The sequence below is a fragment of the Priestia sp. 179-F W1.4 NHS genome, assembly GCF_045369295.1.
In the GTDB taxonomy this organism is placed as follows: Bacteria; Bacillota; Bacilli; order Bacillales; family Bacillaceae_H; genus Priestia; species Priestia zanthoxyli.
Window position 1 is genome coordinate 1377753 of record NZ_JBIQFF010000001.1, and the last position, 19721, is coordinate 1397473.

Below are 19721 nucleotides of genomic sequence, written 5' to 3' on the forward strand. Positions count from 1 at the left end.
TTATCCTCTATATTGTACGGTTAAGCCTCTTAGGAATTTTCGAGCAAAATTCTCTTTGCACGGTTTGTAATTTTTATGGCCTTTTTTTCGTAATAAAGCACCTAATTCTGCTTTAGATACACGTATTCCACCGTCGTCAAATACTTCTAACATCTCTTCGCTTGTTAGGGATAAAGCGATTTTCACTTTCTTTAATAAGACATTATACATATTTTGATTGCTCTGAACCGGCGCTGGAGGTGCTTGCCCTGGTTTAGGATCTTGTTTTCCTCTTTTAAAGGTAATAAAACCGTTTAAAAAAGAATCTAACATACTGTTCGTGCACGGTATATGATCGTCCGCATGAACTGTATCCTCGTCTTCTTCATCCGGTGTTCTCGTAAGGATTTTTAATACGTCTTCTTTGGTTACATCTTCTCCGCCAAGATTAAAGATCTCTACCATTTCTGTATTTTTTAAATCCAAGGCATATCGTAATCTAATTAAAATATCGTTATTATCCATTCTTGCTCCTCCTATAACTTGCTTGCTGTATGTAAAAATTATGACTGCCACAATCTGAACGGACTTGGTCAATATCAGTACAATTATAGTAACAGGTTCCGCTGGAATTCTAAGTTATTCCATTCATTTCTACAAACATATAACTTCTCATATTTATCAGCCTTCGTCAACTTTTGAAAAAGAACGATTTGCTCATATTATGTCCGAACAGACACTTTACCATAACAAAAATTAGGAGGTGCAGTCTGCTAAAAGAAGCAGAGGCAACTTTATTTTTTAAGAAGAGATAGGACAATTTTTGAAGTTAGCGGATCTCTGTGTGCTGCTAGAATGATATACCCTACTAAATAAATAGTTTTACATATTTATTTAGTATCCAAATAGGAGTATGATAGTAGTAAAAAAAGAAAGAGGTCAACAGATGAATTCAACATACTCACCAAGAGAATCAACCAAAATCAAAGCTTTATCCATGCATGCGCTTTTTATCGCACTGACGTTTGTAGCGACAATGTTTATCAACATAAAGCTTCCCATCATGGGTAACGGAGGCCTCATCCATTTAGGCAACGTTCCTCTTTTTATAGCGGCCTTTATTTACGGTAAAAAAACAGGAGCCATCGCCGGCGCTTTTGGAATGGGGTTATTCGATCTGATCTCCGGCTGGACAGCATGGGCGCCGTTTACGTTTATTATTGTAGGGGCTATGGGCTTTTTAGCAGGTCTTATCTCTGAAAAAGCACCTGGTAAAAGAGCACTTGTTAACACACTGGCAGTTGTTGCTGCGCTGATTGTAAAAATCGTAGGCTACTATTTTGCCGAAGTGATTCTTTACGGTAACTGGATCCTTCCGCTTGGCTCTATACCGGGCAATGTGATGCAAGTTGTGATAGCAGGTATCATCGTCGTTCCGCTTGTAGGGCGCTTAAAGAACAGAGCGGTACAAATTTAATCCGTCAATCGTAAGTCGTTTTACCATTATCCTATCCTTAAATGATATACTTGATAGATATTCATCAAGTGAAAGGAGCGGAAAACACCATGAAATATTTAAAATCACAGATGAAGCAGCTCATTAAAGACAATCAGGAACTGCAAGGTAAGCTAAATGGACTGATGAAAGCGCACAGCCTTGAAAAAAACTTTGCTCTTAAAGCTCTCTACCATGCAGAAGTGGCTGAAGGCGGGAAATATCAGCTTGCCTATCAAGCACTGGACGCACCGAAAAAGTAATGGCCTTGTTGCTCATTCGTATATTTCTTCATTATAAAAAGGCAGCCGAATCGCGTATTTGGCTGCTTTTTTTAGCAAATAGAATGACATAGAATTGTTTTGGCTTTTGCACAACTTCTTTCTAACTGCTTAAATCTTGATAAATAGGGTATTGAAAAATAAATGCTAGCGATCGTTCTAATTATATAAGAAAAGAGGAAAATAGCGATGACCGTATCTGCTTTAGAACAAGCAAAAGTAGAATTACCGAATGGAGAAACAGTCAATTATCGAATGAAAAAAGGCGGAAAAGAGGTGCTTTTGTTAATTCACGGAAACATGAATTCTTCCCTTAACTGGGATGTGTTAATGAACGAACTGCCAGAACATATCACAGCTTATGCCATCGACCTAAGAGGGTTTGGAGACTCCACTTATCATACACCTATCCACACAATCAAAGACTTATCAGATGATGTCAAACTGTTTGCAGATGCTTTAAAGTTGTCTGCTTTTACAATAAGCGGGTGGTCATTAGGAGGAGCAGTTGCTATGCAATATGTAATTGACCATCCGAATGATGCCAAAAATTTAATTCTATTAAGCTCCGTCAACATCAAAGGCTACCCTATTCCAAGAAGAACGTTTCTAGAACTTCCTATTCCTAACAATTTTATACAAACCAAAGAAGAAGTAAAAGAAGCATTTAGAATGGTAGAAAACGCGAAAGAAACAAAAAACACATGGTTTTTAAAAATGATGCTGCGTCAATTTTTATATACAAAAAATAAGCCGTCTGCTGATCAATTTGAAAAATATTTAGAAGGAACGATCAAGCAGCGCAACTTAATTGATATCAATTACGCACTCATGAGATTTAACATTTCAAACGATTTTAACGGGGTTGTTCAAGGAACAGGAGAAGTGGAAAAAATCACGATTCCTACTATGGTTATTCAAGGAGATGAAGATAAGATGGTTTCGACAAGAGATGCATCTGACATCACGAAAGGCATAGGGGAAAATGCAACGTTAAAAATTATGAAAGGTGTAGGCCACTGCCCGTTGTTAGATGATTTAAGCAGTTTAATGGACTTATACAACGCTAAGTTAAGCAGGGCTTAGGAAAAGCGAGATTTTCTTTCCTAACAAAAGTTTTATAGTTGCTAGATGCAGCATGTTCTAAATCCACACAAGCAGAATAGACTGCCTGCAAAAGAGATACTGTGTGATGAAAAAAGCGTGCTATCTTTTGAGGAAGCTGACAGCGATTAAATAAAGCCACTACAAAAAACGTAAGGTCTTTTCAAAGAGGCTTACGTTTTTTTACATGTACTCAATATTCAATTCTGCTTTTCAAAATAAAGAAACAGATTGGTAATCCATTTTGATAGCAGTATTACACCGAGATAAAATACAAATAAATAACCGTAAGTAGCCCATTCATGCAGCTGGAAAAAGCCGATCCCTGTTAATAATGGTTTGAAAATAAAAGCAAAAAATAAACAAAGAATCGTTGCATATAAATAGTAATTTTTATGACGGTTAATTGTCCATTGGTAAAGCAGCATAAAAGAGACAGGAATAAGCGAAGCATCTAGGCTAAAGCTTACGGGTATGATTGTGTTGATTTGGTAAGGATACGTCCACAGCCCGTTATAAACGCCAGCGGTATCACTATAGTGAAACCAAACGTGCACGTTAAATCCATAAAACCCTAGATGAAAGGCTTTTTTTCGATCAATAAAAAAATAGAGAATGACTAAAGGCAAAATAAAAGCGCCCAAGGTCACCCAAAACTGCCAAGAGCTTGGACTCGAGTAGTGATGCCAATATTCAGCCCACGTTTTGGAGAGATCTTCCTGTATGCTATGTATTTTTTCAAGATATTCCTTTTGATTGGTTGTCAACGTGATCCATCCTTTTTAAGTAAGAAAAGTTTTTTATTTTTAAACTGCCCTTTTCTTAAGGTTTGGATACCTTTCCCTGTTGAGTTGTTTGTATTTTTCTGCACGTACATTTTAACTGGCCTTTATGCTAAAATAGGAGGTATAAAAAGGAAAAAGAAGGGAACGTATGGATAGTTCTATTTTAAACATAGTGATAGCGGTTTTTTCTATGATGGCCGGGTTAATCATCCTTTCTTTATCTCGATCATTATCCGATGAATCAATGAAGCGGGTTCGGATTAGAGGGCTTCTTATCCCCATGTACTGGATAGCTAAAGGATGCTTTGGCATATCGTTTGAGAGGTTTGCACGTAAAACGATGTATGTATTCGGTGTAATCTGCATGCTTACGTCGATTTTGCTGCTCGGAAAGGCCGTTTATCAGCTCATCATTTAAAAAGCAGTTACAGCGACTGCTTTTTTCCATTTTTATGAAACTTTTAGCGTAGTTTTTACGTATAAAAGGTATCAATAAAATAGGAGAAAAAGGAGTGGTTTTTTGCCTGAAGAAAAGAAAAAGACAGATTATCTAGGAATGGGATTAGGTCTGGGCATTGCGATGGGGGCTTCTCTTGGGATGATGATGTATAATATTGGGTTTGGTATTGCGATTGGGACCTCATTAGGCGTTGTTTTTGGAACGACGATGAATCAAAGAAACAATAAGGAATAGATTTCTGAAGAAAGGAGTAGAGAATGAAATATTTTGACGAAGCAAAAGAACTATGGGTAAACTATGTCCCGAGAAATGAGCAGTCGGATATTGTAGAAGGAGAGGTTATCCGAGCTATTGAAAAGCTCCGCTGTGAAGCTCAAGGAAACGGAAATGCCAATTGGGACAGCGGGTTTGAGATGCTGGTGTTATATATATTAGACGTATTAAATGACCCGGACGTATTCAGCGCAGCTATGCTAGCCGAAATAAAAGCCGATGTTCACACCTTGCTCACTTCGGCAGAAGATCCGTATTTAGAAGACGACGTATACGATCGCTTGACGGATTGCGTCATTGTGTGGCATATAGCCAAAGGCGGACCTATCAAACGAGAAAAAAATCTTCAATTATATAGATAAGCGAGAAAAAGGAGCTGTTTTAAACGGGCTCTTCTTTTTTTGATCCCCAACGCTTTGCTTAACCAACAACTATCTAATTGCATCATGTGCTAAATAAATACATGTTAAAAATCAGCGGTTTACATCACAGCAGTGTAGCATAAGCTTCTTAAAAAATCGATTCATAAACGATTAAATGTTTGCTGACCTCCATAAAAAGTTTATAACTGACGCTGTTGCAAACACCTCTATTATTATATTCTTTACTAAATAAAAGATAAAGGAGAAGCGCCGATGTATATTCCAAAGTATTTTAAAGTAAATGATGAACAAATCATGTATGATTTTATTGAAGACAATGGATTCGCCACTTTGTTTTCGTATCATAATGAAAAGCCTTATGCTACTCATTTGCCCTTGATGTTAGATCGGAAAGAAAAAGCTTTATACGGGCATTTTGCTCGTCCGAATCAGCAGTGGAAAGATGCTGAAAATCAAGAAATTTTGGTTGTGTTTCAAGGGCCTCACTGCTATATTTCACCGTCTTGGTATGAAACGAATCAAGCTGTACCAACATGGAATTATGAAGCTGTTCACGTGTATGGAACCATGAAAATGATTGAAGAACCAACAGAACTGGTGGAGCTGCTGAGCAAGATGGTAGCGAAATATGAAAGCCCGAGCAGTACATATACACTAAATGACGTTGACCCTGCTTATATGAAGGGTTTAAGCAAAGGAATCGTTGGATTTAAAATTGATATCAGCAAAATGGAAGGCAAACAAAAGATAAGTCAAAATCATTCAGCAGAGAGACAGCAGCTAGTTATAGAAAAATTAGAGCAGACGTCGCGTGAAAATGAAAAGAAAATTGCAGCCCTGATGAAACAAAATGTGCAGCGTGCGCTTAAAAAGTAAGGGCTAGTTGAAAGAATGATTTATTCGTTAGCTTAAATCCAAAAAGAAACTGAATATGTTTTTAGTTTCTTTTTTTATGTCCACAGTACTTTTCTTGTTATTGACAAACAGGCTGTATATCCTTTAAAATTATCTTTAATTAAAGATAATTAAATTAAAGATAATTTTAGTGAAAGTTAAAAAATCTATATATTATGAAAAGAGGCGGAGTAGATGGAATTGTTAGGGTTGCATCATGTATCTATTTTGACGGGGAAAGCTGAGAAAAACTATCAGTTTTTCACTAAAGTTTTAGGCATGCGATTAGTAAAAAAAACGGTGAATCAAGATAACACTCAGTCTTACCACTTATTTTATGCAGATGGAGAAGGGACCCCAGGAACGGAAGTAACGTTTTTTGATATTCCGGGGCTTGCAAGAACACATGAAGGTGCATCTGACATTTCGACTGTGTCGCTTCGCGTTAAAAGTACGGATTCTCTACACTTTTGGAAAGAACGCTTCGAGCAGCACGGAGTGGAATATGAAGAAATAGCTAAACGAGCTAATCGTGATACATTAGCATTTAAAGATTACGAAGGTACACGTTTGCTTCTTGTCGCGGACAACGGTGAAAAAGGGGTAAGAGCAGGCGTGCCCTGGAAGCGCGAAGACATTCCGTTAGAACATGCGATCATCGGCTTAGGACCGGTCACACTAACGGTGGGAACGGCAGAACCAACAGTCGATGTACTAACAAACATTATGGGATTTCGCTATGTAGGTTCTTATCCATCTTTTGCAGAAAATCAAAAGGATATTTTGGTTTATGCAACGGGTGAAGGCGGAAGCGGAGCCGAAGTTCATATTGAAAGGAGACCTGATTTGCCGAAAGTTCGCTTAGGGCGCGGTGGCGTTCATCACGTTGCCTTCCGTGTTCCAAATGAAGAAGAATACAATAAATGGGCAAGTCGATTAGATGAAAACAGTCTGCCGAATTCTGGTAAAGTAGAACGATACTATTTCAAAGCACTTTATTTCAGAGAACCAAACGGCATTTTATTTGAATTATCAACGGACACACCTGGATTTGCGACCGATGAATCGCTTGAAACGATGGGTCAAACACTAGCGCTGCCCCCATTTTTAGAGGCGAAGCGCAAAGAAATTGAAGAGAAGCTGAGACCGCTAGATTTGGACGAAACGCTATAAGGTTTGCAGCGATTAAGATATGAAAAAACTCCAGTATTTATACTGGAGTTTTTTAGGTTAACACTCATCGTGACAGAAATTGAAACCACATGCACCAATAATAATGAGTAAAATAAACAGTACGATGATAATGGCAAAACCATTACCTCTGTGGCAAGGAACGCTATATCCACATTCCATATATCCATAGTCCGGCATTGTGTATCCGCAGTGTGGAATCATATGGTCATAAGCAGGAGCAGTATAGGCGTGGTGAGCCATAGCAGGTGAGAACGGCATATTTTCATTAGAACTAAAAGGTGCGTTTACGTTATTATGCATTTTAATATCTTCCCTTCATTTATAAAACTTTTATAAAGCTTTGATAACTTATTCATATGTTCGAAGGTCCTCATATGAAGCTTATTCACAGCCCAATTATGGTTGATTAACTATATTTTATGGTGAATGGAAATGTAGCAGTGAGTTTTACAATGCTTGTGGTCTTATAAGTTATGTCAGAAGGGAAAGGGGTTACCTGTTCTAAATTGTATAACGCTGTTTCTAGAACAGGTTATGAGGAACGTTTTGATTTTCTTAATTCTATATCGTATACGTACCCAAGCTTTCGATGGTTCATAACGTCTTCAGGGGTTGTATTCCAAGGATACATCGGATCTCTAAAGTTTTGACCAAATGGTCCGTTTTTCATTGGCCGATAGTTTTGATTGCGATGAACAATTTGCCATACAGCCCAAATACGATCCACATTTGCGTGGTGTAAAAAGAAGACAGGATCATTGGGAGCAGTAGGGACAACGCCCATCTGTCCGCCAACCCAACGGTGTACGCGATTGTGAAGCTGCGGCCCGTTAATAAATCCTTCAAGCTGATTACGAAAGCTGTTTTGGCTGGTCATATCCCAAGGCGGCGTATCATATTGAGTTATTTTTAAAGCTTTGAGAACATCATATCGAGTAGGGAGTGTAGGCGCCTCTTTCGTTGCTCCGAAATTACGTTTTAACCCTCCGGAAGGATTTCCTTGTTCATCGATCGTCGTCCAGCGCCCAGCTGCAAATGGCCCGGTATCGACGATAAAATCCTTTTTGGGATTTCCGTTTCCGCCCATAAAATCTGCGCTCCAAATTGGTGATTGTGATGGATCCTGCAGCTGTGCATCCGTTTCCCATTCCCAATATGGAAGGGTTACTTCTGGATTGATCGACTGGAGGTCACGTTCGAATCGCAAAAGGTATTCACGATGCCACGGCAAAAAAGCAGAACTCATATGTGCTGCATTTCGATCGCTGCCCGGAGGAGTATGAAATTTACCCGCTGCACCATGCCAGGCTACATAGCGGTCATATATTCCTTTTTCCTTTAGTATTAGCACGGCACGAATAAAATCTCTTTTTTCCGCGTCTGTAAGATGTAATACGTTTTTTCTGACTTTATACTTGTTACTCATTTTTAAACCTCTTTCTTAAAAAAGAAGCAAAGGACTGTTTCTTTTTTATATTTAGAATATGTCCAAGAGGTAAAAGTGCTACTGTCATATCTCCAAAATTTCACAGTCTAAAGTTGGATTTTTTACATATCAAATAGACTTTAAATCAATTATTAACTTTCTAGAGCTGTAGATAATGAGAAGAGGTATAATGAAAAAAGCAGGCCTAAGCCTGCTTTTTTTATTACATATATTAGGGTTAATGACCTATTGGATACATGGTCGTTACACTGTAGTCGTAGTCTTTGCCTCTGTAGTCGGTATACACAACTCTAACTTCTTGGTTTAAAGAACTAATATATTTTTCTTTAACGTAATTGCCAGATTTATTATTGGTGCCGTCTTCACCTTCGTTAATGACTTCTTCGGCAATAGACATGGCTTGTTTTTCATTTAAATACTTGCTGAATTGGCTTTTACCATGGTAATTGTCCGCTCCTGGTTTTTGCATATGCGCGACAATGTGGCAATATCCGTATTTATCATTTCCTTCTTGTAAGACAAGCTCTTTGCCGGTAAATAACCTGTCGCTTTGAGTCTCTGCAGAGCATTCGTTGCTTGATGTAGTGTCCGATGTACTGCTGGATGTGCTGCTTGAATTTTCATGCTGCTGAATGAGGGAAATAGGCGAATTGTTTGTAAATACAGCGATGAGAGCAATCACAAGTGCTACAATAGTGTATAGTATTTTGCTGTTTTTTAAAAAATCCATTCCTTTATGCGTCTCCTTTTTGAATCAACGTTAAAATCAAATCAACTTTCTTTTCTAGCTGATCGATTAAGTTTTGTTTTACTTGTTCTGATTGTAATAAAGCGCTTCTTAGTTCGTCCATATCTTTTTGCATATACGCACGGTTTTCTTTTTCTTGCTGCAGCTCTTTTTGAAGAGCATGTATCGTGGACAGCAATTCTTTATCTTGGTTCATTTCTGCGTTCACCGCCTCTGTATTGATAAAAAGCAACGTATGCCCACTATATAAAATACCACTATCTCTGCTGTAAATCGACTATTTGGATAGGAAATGAGCCCTCCCGGGTGAGGTTTTAGCAGGATATTGCTAGTTGAGAGGAGAATAGTATGGTTTACCGTGGATAGATAAGCTGTGCAGAAAAGAGGGAAGAAAATGTTTCCGGAATTAGAGACAAAACGGCTGATATTAAGAAAAATTGTAGAAAATGATGCGGGTGAGATTTTAGAATGCTTTTCTGATGAAGACGTGCTGCGCTATTACGGGCAAAAATCTTTAGAATCGATTGACCAAGTGAAAGGGATCATTAAGAATTTTTCCAAAGGCTACGAAGAAAAGCAGTTGATTAAATGGGGGATTCAGCTAAAAGAAAACGAAAAGCTGATTGGCACAATAGGGTTTCAAGAGTGGTCTGCAGAACATAAAAAAGCAAATATAAGCTATGCATTTTTTCCAGAGCACTGGAACAAAGGATACGCAACGGAAGCCGTTCACGAAGCGATTTCTTATGGCTTCCACGAACTTCAATACAATCGCATAGGAGCGATTGTATTTACGCAAAATAGCGGATCTATCGCTTTGTTAAGCAAAGTAGGATTTAAAAAAGAAGGGACATTAAGAGAGTACCTATATCAAAACAATATCCCGTTTGATACATATGTTTATTCGCTGCTGCGCGGGGAAGCAAAGATATAATTGTAAGCACAAAAAAAGGAACATGGGGAGATGTTCCTTTTTTTGTGCTTATATTTGTTATTAGAACGTACGTGCAGCTTCTTTAGCGCGAGCAATACCGTCTTCTTTAATTTCTTGTGCTTTATCTGGCATTGCAGCCTGTCCTTCTACAAATAGGCTTCCGATAGAAGGAACCCCAAAGAAGTTCATCATAATGCGCATATAGCGGTGACCCATTTCTAGTTCACCAGCAGGGCCGCGAGAGTAGATACCGCCGTTTGCTTGAATATGATACGCTTTTTTATCTGTTAATAGACCTACAGAACCTTCTGCTGTATATTTAAATGATTTTCCAGCTACTGCTACAGCATCTAAGTATGCTTTCATCACTGGAGGGAATGAGAAGTTCCACATTGGTGTAACAAATACATATTTGTCCGCTTGAGCAAATTGGTCACTTAACTCGTTTAAGCGAGCAACTTTGCGCTGTTCTTCAGAAGTAAGTGTATCAAATTCTGCGCCGCTTCCAAGTTTGCCCCATCCGCTGAATACATCGCCGTCGATGTGAGGGATATGCTCTTGATATAAGTTAACGTGAACAATCTCATCCGTTGGGTTTACTTCTTTATACTCATTAATAAATGCATCTCCCGCAGCCATACTGAATGATTGCGTAGCATCGTTAGGGTTTGCTGTAATATATAATACTTTTGCCATAATTCTTTTCACCTTTCTGTTTTCAATATATAAATGTTGTTTTATGAATTAAAGATAATATGTTCGAAAACATCTACTACGTTATTAATAGTAACTTACGTAACAAATTTAGTCAAAGGTTTTTTATTGGGTTTTATCATGTTCACAAACATTTTTAAGAGTATTACGCTTTTGGATTTTATGGATGAACCCTTTAAAAATAAGGGTTTTTTCAGGTTGAAGTGTGATTTTAAACGTTATTTATCTAGAGGAACTATCTTTTTTTGAAGGTGGATAATTAAAAAACAAAAAAGAAAAATTATATATTTTTGTTTCATGCGTTATTAATAGTAACAAAAAATAACAACGTTTAACCGTTTGTTTAACATATATCTTTAGCACAAAACGAGACAGAAAGAGAGGAATATTTCAAGGGAAATATAATGTAGGGAAGAGGAAAGAAAAGAAAAAGACCCCGGTCGGCTTCGAGGTCTTTTTGATTCTTATTGAATTTAAAACGTTTTGGCCATTGAATGTGCTTTTTGGAGTGCTTTTTCTTTAATTTGCGGAATTTGATCCGGGAATTTTACTTGCCCTTCAATAATAATGCTTTCAAACGCTTCGATTCCAAAGAAGTCCATCATGATTTCTAAATAGCGGTGGCCCATTTCTCTTGCCATTTCAGGGCCTTCTGAATACACGTCTCCGCGGGACTGAATGTGGATTGCTTTTTTTCCTTTAAGCAATCCTTGGGCGCCTTCTTTTGTATATGTAAAGGTTTTACCTGACACGGTAATCGCATCAATGTATGTTTTCATGATCGCAGGAACAGAAAAATTCCACATTGGCGTGACAAAAATATATTTGTCAGCGAGTACGAACTGTCCGCCTAGTTCGGCTAACCGTCCCACTTTTAATCGTTCATCCGTTGATAAATCCTGGATGGAGGAGTGAGAACGAAGCTTTTTCCATCCGTTAAATACGTCTGCATCTAAGTATGGAATATCTGCTTGATATAAATCTAAATGAACCACATCATCTTCTGGATGGGTTTGCTTATACACGTCAATAAATTCTTTCCCTACAGCCATGCTAAGCGATTCGTCTTCAGCTAAAGGGTGTGCAGTAATATAGAGAACATTTGCCATGATGCTCATCCTTTCTATGGAGTAGTTTTATTAATCTTGGACCCAGCTTTCTGCCCACTGGCTAATCGGTCCTAGTATTTTACCTAACTCTGTTCCTTTTTGAGTCAGCGAATATTCAGAACGAATAGGGCGGTCGGGAATGACATTTCGGACAACGATTCCGTGGTCTTCAAGCTCTTTAATCCGTTCTGTCAACAGCCTTCTGCTTAAAGCTGGTATACTTTCATTTAATTCACTAAAGCGTTTAGGACCGCTCATAAGAACATAGATGATTAATCCTGTCCACTTCTTGCCAATCAGTTCGAAACTTTTTTCTACTTTAGGTTGAATATCTTTTGGTTCGTCCATATTACGTATCCTCCTTCAAACAATATGGATGAAAAATAACTTATGCATTTATTGTAACAGAAAAAGCATAAAAACATGTGGAAACTTTGGGTGAAGCAGGGTGAAATGAATAAATTCACTAATATTTGTACCCTGTCTTTTGTTTTATAAAAACTTTTCACACATAGGCTTGTCACAACATACGATGTACGAATTCATTTTAAGAAAAGGTGGTATGGTCATGGCAGGAGTTATTAACATCTGTAACACAAGAATTAATGGTATGGCAAGAAACGGATCGATGAATTTTGGAGAAGTTCTTCACAACGGACACACAGCGGATGTTAAATCTGTTGGAATCAACTCAACCTATGGAGACATTTCAGCTGCTTGTGCGCGAATGAAAAATACAAATATGGATGCAGATATATTTGATCAAACGGCTGTTGCGAATATTGATGGGGTATATGGAAATCAGCTATAAAAGGAAGCTGCTTATAACATATGAAGTTGTAAGCAGCTTTTTTATACGGAGAAGTAGAACATTTATTTATGATAAGAGAATGTGTTTCTAATTCAATAGAACGATATAGCAAAGTTCCCGAATCTATTATATACGCCTTTTCTAAAAAAATTATATATTGTACAAGCACTTGGTCACTTATTGAATAGTATATAGAGGAAAAACAAAGAAAGGATGATTAAAATAGAATTATATGATTCCTATTACAACCGTTCCGATGGAAAATACTATATTAAAAAGAAAAAAAAGAGTCCAAATTCCTTAAAAGAGACTAAAAATAAAATAAATAAAGCAGACCATTCATTATATAGTATGAGTATAAAAAATAATCATAAACAACCTATTAAAGTGAGTATTATTATGCCTACTTATAATAAATGCCACCAAACCTCTCTTTCGCTTTACGGTTTATCCAAACAAACGTTTTCCCACGCTCAGTATGAAGTCATTCTAGTGGATGACGCTTCTTCTGACAACACACCTAACATTGTAAAAGAAGCTGATGTCCCTTTTAAATTTAAATATATTCGCATGAAAAAAAATAAAGGGCGCTCATCTGTGCGCAATATAGGAATTAACCATGCTGAAGGAGAGGTTTTAATCTTTTTAGACGGAGAGATGCTGGCGCCTCCTGCTTTTGTTGAAAATCACTATAAACATCATATGCATAAATCCAATCTTGTCGTTACCGGAGCTATGCATTATGAAGGAGTCTACACATTTATTATGCCAGACTATAATGAAGATCAAATGGCTCATTTAAAACAACTAGTAAATAACGATGCTGAGTATAGAAGATTGTATGAAAACTATGAACAGACGCAGCAGCATTTAAATGTTCCTTGTCCTCTTGTAACAAAAGAAGATATTGATACAAACCGTTTTCAACGTTTATCTTTTCCTAATCGCTATTTCCTTAACAGCGGGCTAAAACATTTCGGAGAGCGACTTGAAGGATTTACGCTACCTTATATTGCATTTTTAAGTGGAAATGTATCAGTAAGAAAAGGGAACTTAAAAAAATCTGGTCTTTTTGATGAAACGTTTGTTGGCTACGGGGCAGAAGACTGGGAGCTTGGATATCGATTGTATAAAAATGGTGCACAATTTGTTTTAGATCCTTCAACAGTTGCTTATCATCAGGAACATGGGATATCGAAGCGAAAAGTGAAAGAGCAGTGGGGCAATCACTATCGTTTTGTGAAAAAACATCCGAATATAGACGTTCTTATTCTATCTCTCGAATGGAAAGAACTTCCGTTTATGCATATGCATCAAACATTAGTTGAATATAAAGCGCTGGAGCAGCGTTTTCCTGATGAATATAAGGAATTTAAACATGCTTTTCGCGTCATGCTGTATAGAATCATTGAATATTTAAATAGTGGACAGCCCGTGACGAAACTTTACGATCTCCCAGGAGGATCAGAGGAAAGAATAAAAATTATTCAGCAGTTCGAAACACTGCGCCCTCGCGGATTTGAGTACTTGGCGAGTTCTTTTGAACAAATCTATTACCTATAGTGGTTATCACATTCAAAAGCAGCTATAACATCAACTCGTGAAATTGTCCCGCCGTAAAAACCCCTCAGCTTACGCAAAAAAAATTGAGGGGTTTATTTCTATATCTATTTTATATAAGGGGAGAAAACATGAATCAAAATTCACCAAAGTACGTTGCGTTAACGTTTGATGATGGCCCCTCAGCTTACACGGCTGCCATTTTAAAAATTCTAAAAAGATATAATGTACGTGCGACCTTTTTTGTCGTTGGTTCGGAAGTAGAAAGATTTTCAAAGCTGATTCGGCGTATTCATAGAGCAAATCACGTAATTGGAAACCATACGTGGAATCATCCTGATATCACAACGCTCTCTAAGCGTGAACTGTGGAAAGAAATTACTTCGACGAATGCTCAAATAGAAAAAATTATCGGCTATTCTCCAAATCTATTTCGTCCACCTTACAGTTCGATAAATGATACAGCTCTTGCTGCCATTAAGGAATTGGGAATGACGTCTGTTCTATGGAATATAGATAGCCAGGATTGGCGTGAAGAAGATCCACTGGCCATATGCAAACATACGATTAAAAATCTACAAGAAAAGAATCTTATCGTCATGCACGACGGAGATCGATACGGCAGCGGAGCGCGGGACCAAATTGTTGCTTCATTGCCGAAACTCATTAAGTATTTACTAAAGAACGACTATCAATTTGTAACGGTTCCTGAATTTCACCGAGTCGCATACAAGATTGAAGGTTGGTCTTAAGCAGAAAAAGGAATGGTTCTTAGCCATTCCTTTTTTAGATGTATGAAATAAGATAAAATGGATAAGGATTACATGTACTAGGTTATAGAAAGGCTAGATAGAGAAACGTGTTTGAGAAATGAGGAGTTTGCGATGAGAGTAGTATAAAAGTATTTCAACTTATAGAGAGAGTGATCGTTAAAAAATATGGTCATCATAAATAAAATTGGAAAAAAATGAATCTTTTTAGGGTATGATTCGTACTAGTAAATAGATACATAATTTTGATGAAGAAAAGAGGTAATACATTGAGAAACAAAGGTTTGATCGCTACGATTGTTGTGTTAGTGCTTATTGTCATTTACGGAGTAAGCTCTTACAATGGCCTCGTTAGCGCAGAGGAAGATGTAGATAATAAATTTTCCCAAGTGGATAACCAACTAAAAAGACGATCTGATTTAATTCCTAACTTAGTGGAAACGGTAAAAGGCTACGCTAAGCATGAGCAGGAAGCAATTGATTCAGTCACTCAGGCAAGAGCGCAGCTAGCGGGAGCGAAAACGCCTGAAGATAAAGTTGATGCAGATCAGCAATTAAGCGGCGCGTTAAATCGCCTGCTTGTAGTGGTTGAAAAGTATCCGGATTTAAAAGCAAATGAAAACTTCAGAAGCTTGATGGATAGCTTAGAAGGAACGGAAAATCGACTCGCTGTAGCGCGTAAAGACTATAATGATGAAGTTGCAAAATATAATAAATCCGTTAAGGGATTTCCTAAAAACATGTTTGCGCGCACGTTTGGGTTTGATGAAAAATCATATTTTGAAGTAACAAATGAAGAAAAACAAGCGCCGAAAGTTGATTTCGGGAGCGATAAGTGATGAAATTTCTTGCTTCGTTTGCTTTATTATTATCTCTTTTATGTAATACGGTAAGCGTTGCTTTTGCTGCACCTGATATCCCAAATCCGGTAGGCGATATTTACGTTCAAGATTTTGCTCATCTGTTAAATGACCAGGAAAAAGCGGATATCAATCAAATGGGCAGAAAGTTAGATGATGAAACGAAAGCTCAAGTAGCGATTCTTGCGGTGAATTCATTAGGTGATTCGGATGTAGAAGAGTACGCAAATGAAGCGTTTCGAAAGTACAAACTCGGTGATAAAAAGCTGAACAATGGCGTTCTTATTTTGCTTGCTAAAAAGGAGCGGAAAATTCGGATTGAAGTAGGATACGGGCTAGAAGGCGCTATCACCGATATCAAATCTGGAGAAATCATTGACTCTTATGCTATTCCTAACTTAAAAAACGGCAAATACGATACGGCGCTAGAAAGCACATACAAAGCTGTTTATAACCAAGTCGTAAAAGAGTATGATTTAGGAACAGATTTTGAACAAAAAGTGCCAAAAGCAGCTCCTCCTTCTGATAGCGGTGTTCATTTCACACCCCTTCAAACGCTGCTGATTGCAGCTGTTATTGTGGGCTTGCTTATCCTTGACTTTGTCTTTTTTAAAGGAGCCATCACTCAATTTCTGCTAAACTTCCTTGTCATGTTTGGAGGAAGAGGCGGCGGAGGTGGCGGCAGTGGAAGCGGTCCTCGCGGAGGGGGAGGCGGCAGCTCCGGAGGCGGCGGAGCGAGCCGAGGCTGGTAAAAAGATAAGAGTTAAAAGAGGCTGAGATAAAATGAGGTTAGTTGAAAGAAAATCCGAACGTGTTGGATTCTTGATTGAGAATCCAACGCGTTTGGATTTTTTGTTTGTATGGTGAACATAGCTTTCATATATTCATTCAGTTCCTTCTAACAGTTGATTGGAGGGCAAGGAGAAGACTCCTGTGGGGAAAGTGGAACAGGTGAGACCCCGCAGGAGCGCAAGCGAAGAGGAGGCTCAACGGCCGCGTCATGAGCGGTTCAGCTCATGTATTCTATTTGTACTCATTTAGATGAAATAATTAGGGGTATCTCAACCTCTTTTTTGCTTTGTGTGCCTATATCTTAAAAAATAGATTTTTTCCATTGTATAAGCATAATCAAAAAAAATTAGGGAACTAAGAAAAAAGTTAGAGATTTACAAATAAAAAGGAAGGTTTTATATGAATACATTTAGATGGATAGCTGCAAGGAAACAGCTTTCTCCTCGCGCGTTTAAAGATGAGTTAACTAGTCAAATCTGGTTTAGTCCCTTAATTTATGCTTTCTTTTCTGTTCTTTTAGCTGCACTGACGCTGTTTCTTGACTATTATTGCAAAGTAGGAGAGAAGGTCCCTTCATTTTTTTCAATCAACATGGATTTAACGAATACGTTAGTGAGTACGATTATGCCCGGGATTTTATCGATTACCACATTTACCTTTAACTTAATGCTCGTTGTGTTTACATCATTTGCAGCTCAGTTTTCTCCTCGCGTGTTAAAGAACTTTGCTTCTTCTAAGTCTACTCAGCGAATTTTAGGTATTTTTATAGGGAGTTTTTTGTATACACTTTTTGTCTTTCTTTTTTTAAACAGCTCTCAAGTAGAGGGATATTTTGCGATTCCGTTTGTGACGACAGCCCTTTCTGTTTTTAGTGCGGGCACGTTTGTCTACTTCATTAATCATTCTGTTAAGTGGCTGCAAGTAAATCATATGACTCAATCGATGAAAACAGCGTCCATAAAAGCGATTAAGACAACGATTCGCGAGGAACTGGAGATTCATCGAACGCAGTCTAGTCATAGCGAACAATTTTCCTTTCCAGAAGGAGAGAAAAAGCCGGTATGTATTCAAACATCTGGCTATATTCAAACGTTGAACTACAGCCAATTGATTCACTGTGCCAAAGAGCATAATTTAGTGATAAAAATGGAGCGTGAAGTAGGGGATTATGTGCTCAGCGGAACCGTATTGTTCTATTATTGGCATAGAGATTCGACAGAGCACGATGAAATGGATTGCACCGTCTTTCACCAATATATCCATGTAGGGAAATCTCAGACTGATATTCAAGACACGACGTATATTATTACTAAGTTTGTCGAGATGGCAATTAAATCACTAGGAAATGATGACTTCAAAACGGCGGTTAACTCCATTCACCAAATTAGCGATATTCTTCGGGAAATTTGTGCTGCGAGTCAATTTTCTTCTTACTTAGTTGATGATAAAGGCGTGATACGAATGGTGATCCCTGACAAAAAGTTTGAGGACTTTTTATATGATGGATTTGCTAATATCCGGCACTATGCGAGACGGAATATTATCATTACGATGGAGCTGCTCAAAACGCTTGGAAATCTCGCTGAGGCCATTGGGCCAGCTTATTATGACGACATCTGGGAGTTTGCCGTATACATTTCTAAAGGCTTTGAAGAAGAGTATTTATTTGTTCAAGATAAAAAATATTTTTTACATATTCTTTGCGATTTAGCGGTTTCCACAAAAAAAGAAGAGCAGTATGAACAAATCGCCAAACAAATGAAAGAATAAAAAAAGCCGAAGTCAGACGCTGACTTCGGCTTTTTCTTTATTTATTTGAACGTTTTAAGATGCTTTTAGCATGTGAAAATGTATCAAAGCTTGCTTTTCCGTGATACGCACCCATTCCGCTGTCACCAACGCCGCCAAATGGAAGGTAGTGAGATGTCATGTGATTAATTGTATCGTTAATAGAACCGCCGCCAAATGACACGCTGTTTAAGATGTGATCTTGGACTGCTTCATCTTCAGAGAAAAGATAAAGTGCCAATGGTTTTGGACGTTTTACGATTGCTTGGATTACTTCTGAGATTTCATCATATACGATGACTGGAAGAATTGGTCCAAAGATTTCATCTTGCATCACATTGTCTTCCCATGAGATGTTGTCAAGAACAGTTGGTTCAATAAACAGACGAGAACGGTCCGTTTTGCCTCCAAAAACGATATCTCCGTTTGTTAAGAAGCTGTTAAGACGATCAAAATGCTTTTCGCTCACTACGTGAGGGAAGTCTAGATTTTGTGAAACATCTTCGCCGTACGTGTCTGTTACGACTTGTTTTAGGTTAGCTAGCAGCTCGTCTTTTACATTTCGCTGAACAAGAATGTAGTCTGGCGCTACGCACGTTTGGCCAGCATTTGCAAATTTACCGCGCGCAATACGTTTAGCTGCTTCTTCAATATTAGCATCTTCGTGTACAATTGTAGGACTTTTTCCGCCTAGTTCTAGCGTAACAGGCGTTAAATGTTTAGCTGCAGCTTCTGCTACAATTTTGCCGACCATTGTACTTCCTGTAAAGAAGATGTAATCAAAGTTTTCTTTTAGTAAAGCCGTGCTTGTTTCCACTTCACCTTCGACTACAGTCAAGTATTCTTCAGGGAAGTTTTCATTAAACATCTTAGCAAGAAGGCTTGACGTATGAGGTGTTAATTCAGAAGGCTTTAACACCACGCAGTTACCCGCAGCAATCGCGCCTACTACTGGTGATACAGCAAGTTGGAACGGATAGTTCCAAGGTGCAATGACTAGAGCTAAACCGTATGGATCTTGATAAATGTAGCTTTTTGCTCCGGCGTGAGTAGATGGTGTTTCGACTTCTTTTGGCGCTGCCCATTCTGCAAGATTCTCAACTGCAAAGTCGATTTCGCTTAGCACAAGGCCAACTTCTGCACGTTTTGCTTCCATTTCTGGTTTGTTAAGGTCAGCTTTTACTGCTTTTAAAATGTCGTCTTCATGACGCACCACAAGTTCTCTTAATTTTTTTAGCGTTTCGATACGGAACGCAACGTTTTTTGTTTTACCGCTGTTGAAGAATGAAAGCTGTTTTTTTGTAAGTTCTTGATAGTTATTCATCAGAAAGTCTCCTTTT

General features: G+C 38.1%; 25 protein-coding genes. 15 read left to right on the forward strand and 10 right to left on the reverse strand.

From position 1 onward, the window contains the following. Positions 1-504: a YehS family protein gene (locus ACH0CI_RS07305; RefSeq protein WP_098627602.1), complete on the reverse strand. Its 504-nt coding sequence runs from the start codon at positions 502-504 to the stop codon at positions 1-3. Between the two features lie 421 nt (positions 505-925). On the opposite strand from ACH0CI_RS07305, the gene ACH0CI_RS07310 reads away from it, so the two are divergent. The 3 genes from ACH0CI_RS07310 (at position 926) to phaZ (ending at position 2841) form a co-directional block, all read left to right on the forward strand. Then, a complete protein-coding gene (locus tag ACH0CI_RS07310) occupies positions 926-1456 on the forward strand; it encodes an ECF transporter S component (RefSeq protein WP_028414615.1) in 531 nt (176 codons plus the stop codon). An 89-nt stretch (positions 1457-1545) separates the two neighbouring features. Then, complete coding sequence (locus ACH0CI_RS07315; RefSeq protein ID WP_335707861.1) at positions 1546-1737, forward strand: hypothetical protein; 192 nt, start codon at positions 1546-1548, stop codon at positions 1735-1737. 207 nt (positions 1738-1944) lie between these two features. Continuing rightward, the gene (phaZ, locus tag ACH0CI_RS07320) at positions 1945-2841 is read left to right on the forward strand and encodes an intracellular short-chain-length polyhydroxyalkanoate depolymerase (RefSeq protein ID WP_406901158.1); all 897 of its coding nucleotides are present in this window, start codon (positions 1945-1947) and stop codon (positions 2839-2841) included. 218 nt (positions 2842-3059) lie between these two features. Here the strand turns inward: phaZ and ACH0CI_RS07325 are convergent, their stop codons facing one another. Further along, positions 3060-3626 carry a CBO0543 family protein gene (locus ACH0CI_RS07325; protein ID WP_335707863.1) on the reverse strand — a complete coding sequence of 189 codons (567 nt, stop codon included), beginning with the start codon at positions 3624-3626 and terminating at the stop codon, positions 3060-3062. Between the two features lie 166 nt (positions 3627-3792). Between ACH0CI_RS07325 and ACH0CI_RS07330 the strand changes: the two genes are divergently transcribed. The 5 genes from ACH0CI_RS07330 (at position 3793) to ACH0CI_RS07350 (ending at position 6827) form a co-directional block, all read left to right on the forward strand. Continuing rightward, entirely contained in the window at positions 3793-4062 is a 270-nt protein-coding gene (locus ACH0CI_RS07330; RefSeq protein ID WP_335707864.1) for a hypothetical protein, read from the forward strand. 102 nt (positions 4063-4164) lie between these two features. Then, the gene (locus tag ACH0CI_RS07335; protein ID WP_406901159.1) at positions 4165-4338 is read left to right on the forward strand and encodes a glycine zipper domain-containing protein; all 174 of its coding nucleotides are present in this window, start codon (positions 4165-4167) and stop codon (positions 4336-4338) included. Positions 4339-4361: 23 nt separating this feature from the next. After that, positions 4362-4739 carry a hypothetical protein gene (locus tag ACH0CI_RS07340; RefSeq protein ID WP_406901160.1) on the forward strand — a complete coding sequence of 126 codons (378 nt, stop codon included), beginning with the start codon at positions 4362-4364 and terminating at the stop codon, positions 4737-4739. A gap of 273 nt (positions 4740-5012) precedes the next feature. Continuing rightward, the gene (locus ACH0CI_RS07345) at positions 5013-5636 is read left to right on the forward strand and encodes an FMN-binding negative transcriptional regulator (protein ID WP_406901161.1); all 624 of its coding nucleotides are present in this window, start codon (positions 5013-5015) and stop codon (positions 5634-5636) included. A 213-nt stretch (positions 5637-5849) separates the two neighbouring features. Next, positions 5850-6827: a ring-cleaving dioxygenase gene (locus ACH0CI_RS07350; protein WP_406901163.1), complete on the forward strand. Its 978-nt coding sequence runs from the start codon at positions 5850-5852 to the stop codon at positions 6825-6827. Between the two features lie 57 nt (positions 6828-6884). Here the strand turns inward: ACH0CI_RS07350 and ACH0CI_RS07355 are convergent, their stop codons facing one another. The 4 genes from ACH0CI_RS07355 to ACH0CI_RS07370 form a co-directional block, all read right to left on the reverse strand. Next, entirely contained in the window at positions 6885-7088 is a 204-nt protein-coding gene (locus ACH0CI_RS07355) for a YjcZ family sporulation protein (RefSeq protein WP_371400298.1), read from the reverse strand. Between the two features lie 292 nt (positions 7089-7380). After that, on the reverse strand, positions 7381-8274 hold the full coding sequence (locus tag ACH0CI_RS07360; RefSeq protein ID WP_406901164.1) for a tyrosinase family protein: 894 nt from the start codon (positions 8272-8274) through the stop codon (positions 7381-7383). Positions 8275-8512: 238 nt separating this feature from the next. Next, positions 8513-8977 (reverse strand): hypothetical protein, encoded by a 465-nt coding sequence (locus ACH0CI_RS07365; protein WP_342836800.1) that lies wholly within the window; start codon positions 8975-8977, stop codon positions 8513-8515. 52 nt (positions 8978-9029) lie between these two features. Next, positions 9030-9239 carry a hypothetical protein gene (locus ACH0CI_RS07370; protein ID WP_014459119.1) on the reverse strand — a complete coding sequence of 70 codons (210 nt, stop codon included), beginning with the start codon at positions 9237-9239 and terminating at the stop codon, positions 9030-9032. 198 nt (positions 9240-9437) lie between these two features. Here ACH0CI_RS07370 and ACH0CI_RS07375 point away from each other — a divergent pair, with 198 nt between their 5' ends. Continuing rightward, the gene (locus ACH0CI_RS07375; protein WP_335707869.1) at positions 9438-9977 is read left to right on the forward strand and encodes a GNAT family N-acetyltransferase; all 540 of its coding nucleotides are present in this window, start codon (positions 9438-9440) and stop codon (positions 9975-9977) included. Positions 9978-10037: 60 nt separating this feature from the next. Here ACH0CI_RS07375 and ACH0CI_RS07380 read toward each other — a convergent pair whose 3' ends face one another. The 3 genes from ACH0CI_RS07380 to ACH0CI_RS07390 all read right to left on the reverse strand — a co-directional run bounded on the left by ACH0CI_RS07380 (position 10038) and on the right by ACH0CI_RS07390 (position 12148). Next, positions 10038-10673 carry an FMN-dependent NADH-azoreductase gene (locus ACH0CI_RS07380; protein WP_033580247.1) on the reverse strand — a complete coding sequence of 212 codons (636 nt, stop codon included), beginning with the start codon at positions 10671-10673 and terminating at the stop codon, positions 10038-10040. A gap of 491 nt (positions 10674-11164) precedes the next feature. After that, entirely contained in the window at positions 11165-11800 is a 636-nt protein-coding gene (locus ACH0CI_RS07385) for an FMN-dependent NADH-azoreductase (protein WP_028414603.1), read from the reverse strand. 30 nt (positions 11801-11830) lie between these two features. Continuing rightward, the gene (locus ACH0CI_RS07390; RefSeq protein WP_013058076.1) at positions 11831-12148 is read right to left on the reverse strand and encodes a winged helix-turn-helix transcriptional regulator; all 318 of its coding nucleotides are present in this window, start codon (positions 12146-12148) and stop codon (positions 11831-11833) included. Positions 12149-12368: 220 nt separating this feature from the next. Here ACH0CI_RS07390 and ACH0CI_RS07395 point away from each other — a divergent pair, with 220 nt between their 5' ends. The 6 genes from ACH0CI_RS07395 to ACH0CI_RS07420 all read left to right on the forward strand — a co-directional run bounded on the left by ACH0CI_RS07395 (position 12369) and on the right by ACH0CI_RS07420 (position 18363). Next, positions 12369-12611, forward strand: a complete 243-nt coding sequence (locus tag ACH0CI_RS07395; RefSeq protein WP_013084095.1) for a spore germination protein — start codon at positions 12369-12371, stop codon at positions 12609-12611. 399 nt (positions 12612-13010) lie between these two features. Then, the gene (locus tag ACH0CI_RS07400; protein ID WP_406901165.1) at positions 13011-14174 is read left to right on the forward strand and encodes a glycosyltransferase family 2 protein; all 1164 of its coding nucleotides are present in this window, start codon (positions 13011-13013) and stop codon (positions 14172-14174) included. Between the two features lie 128 nt (positions 14175-14302). Further along, entirely contained in the window at positions 14303-14923 is a 621-nt protein-coding gene (locus tag ACH0CI_RS07405; RefSeq protein WP_406901166.1) for a polysaccharide deacetylase family protein, read from the forward strand. Positions 14924-15210: 287 nt separating this feature from the next. Then, entirely contained in the window at positions 15211-15780 is a 570-nt protein-coding gene (locus ACH0CI_RS07410; RefSeq protein WP_406901167.1) for a LemA family protein, read from the forward strand. Further along, positions 15780-16553, forward strand: coding sequence for a TPM domain-containing protein (locus ACH0CI_RS07415; RefSeq protein WP_406901169.1), 774 nt, complete (start codon positions 15780-15782; stop codon positions 16551-16553). Before ACH0CI_RS07410 ends, ACH0CI_RS07415 begins: the two co-directional genes overlap by 1 nt. 439 nt (positions 16554-16992) lie before the next feature. Next, entirely contained in the window at positions 16993-18363 is a 1371-nt protein-coding gene (locus ACH0CI_RS07420; protein ID WP_406901170.1) for a DUF2254 domain-containing protein, read from the forward strand. A gap of 37 nt (positions 18364-18400) precedes the next feature. On the opposite strand, the gene ACH0CI_RS07425 is transcribed toward ACH0CI_RS07420, so the two are convergent. Then, positions 18401-19705: an aldehyde dehydrogenase gene (locus ACH0CI_RS07425; RefSeq protein WP_335706662.1), complete on the reverse strand. Its 1305-nt coding sequence runs from the start codon at positions 19703-19705 to the stop codon at positions 18401-18403. Between the last annotated feature and the right edge of the window lie 16 nt (positions 19706-19721).

Excerpts from the sequence above, each read along its gene's own strand:
- ACH0CI_RS07305 (WP_098627602.1), bottom strand. The coding sequence starts at position 504 with ATGGATAATAACGATATTTTAATTAGATTACGATATGCCTTGGATTTA.
- ACH0CI_RS07310 (WP_028414615.1), top strand. The coding sequence starts at position 926 with ATGAATTCAACATACTCACCAAGAGAATCAACCAAAATCAAAGCTTTA.
- ACH0CI_RS07315 (WP_335707861.1), top strand. The coding sequence starts at position 1,546 with ATGAAATATTTAAAATCACAGATGAAGCAGCTCATTAAAGACAATCAG.
- phaZ (WP_406901158.1), top strand. The coding sequence starts at position 1,945 with ATGACCGTATCTGCTTTAGAACAAGCAAAAGTAGAATTACCGAATGGA.
- ACH0CI_RS07330 (WP_335707864.1), top strand. The coding sequence starts at position 3,793 with ATGGATAGTTCTATTTTAAACATAGTGATAGCGGTTTTTTCTATGATG.
- ACH0CI_RS07340 (WP_406901160.1), top strand. The coding sequence starts at position 4,362 with ATGAAATATTTTGACGAAGCAAAAGAACTATGGGTAAACTATGTCCCG.
- ACH0CI_RS07345 (WP_406901161.1), top strand. The coding sequence starts at position 5,013 with ATGTATATTCCAAAGTATTTTAAAGTAAATGATGAACAAATCATGTAT.
- ACH0CI_RS07350 (WP_406901163.1), top strand. The coding sequence starts at position 5,850 with ATGGAATTGTTAGGGTTGCATCATGTATCTATTTTGACGGGGAAAGCT.
- ACH0CI_RS07355 (WP_371400298.1), bottom strand. The coding sequence starts at position 7,088 with ATGGCTCACCACGCCTATACTGCTCCTGCTTATGACCATATGATTCCA.
- ACH0CI_RS07360 (WP_406901164.1), bottom strand. The coding sequence starts at position 8,274 with ATGAGTAACAAGTATAAAGTCAGAAAAAACGTATTACATCTTACAGAC.
- ACH0CI_RS07370 (WP_014459119.1), bottom strand. The coding sequence starts at position 9,239 with ATGAACCAAGATAAAGAATTGCTGTCCACGATACATGCTCTTCAAAAA.
- ACH0CI_RS07375 (WP_335707869.1), top strand. The coding sequence starts at position 9,438 with ATGTTTCCGGAATTAGAGACAAAACGGCTGATATTAAGAAAAATTGTA.
- ACH0CI_RS07380 (WP_033580247.1), bottom strand. The coding sequence starts at position 10,673 with ATGGCAAAAGTATTATATATTACAGCAAACCCTAACGATGCTACGCAA.
- ACH0CI_RS07385 (WP_028414603.1), bottom strand. The coding sequence starts at position 11,800 with ATGGCAAATGTTCTCTATATTACTGCACACCCTTTAGCTGAAGACGAA.
- ACH0CI_RS07390 (WP_013058076.1), bottom strand. The coding sequence starts at position 12,148 with ATGGACGAACCAAAAGATATTCAACCTAAAGTAGAAAAAAGTTTCGAA.
- ACH0CI_RS07395 (WP_013084095.1), top strand. The coding sequence starts at position 12,369 with ATGGCAGGAGTTATTAACATCTGTAACACAAGAATTAATGGTATGGCA.
- ACH0CI_RS07400 (WP_406901165.1), top strand. The coding sequence starts at position 13,011 with ATGCCTACTTATAATAAATGCCACCAAACCTCTCTTTCGCTTTACGGT.
- ACH0CI_RS07405 (WP_406901166.1), top strand. The coding sequence starts at position 14,303 with ATGAATCAAAATTCACCAAAGTACGTTGCGTTAACGTTTGATGATGGC.
- ACH0CI_RS07415 (WP_406901169.1), top strand. The coding sequence starts at position 15,780 with ATGAAATTTCTTGCTTCGTTTGCTTTATTATTATCTCTTTTATGTAAT.
- ACH0CI_RS07420 (WP_406901170.1), top strand. The coding sequence starts at position 16,993 with ATGAATACATTTAGATGGATAGCTGCAAGGAAACAGCTTTCTCCTCGC.
- ACH0CI_RS07425 (WP_335706662.1), bottom strand. The coding sequence starts at position 19,705 with ATGAATAACTATCAAGAACTTACAAAAAAACAGCTTTCATTCTTCAAC.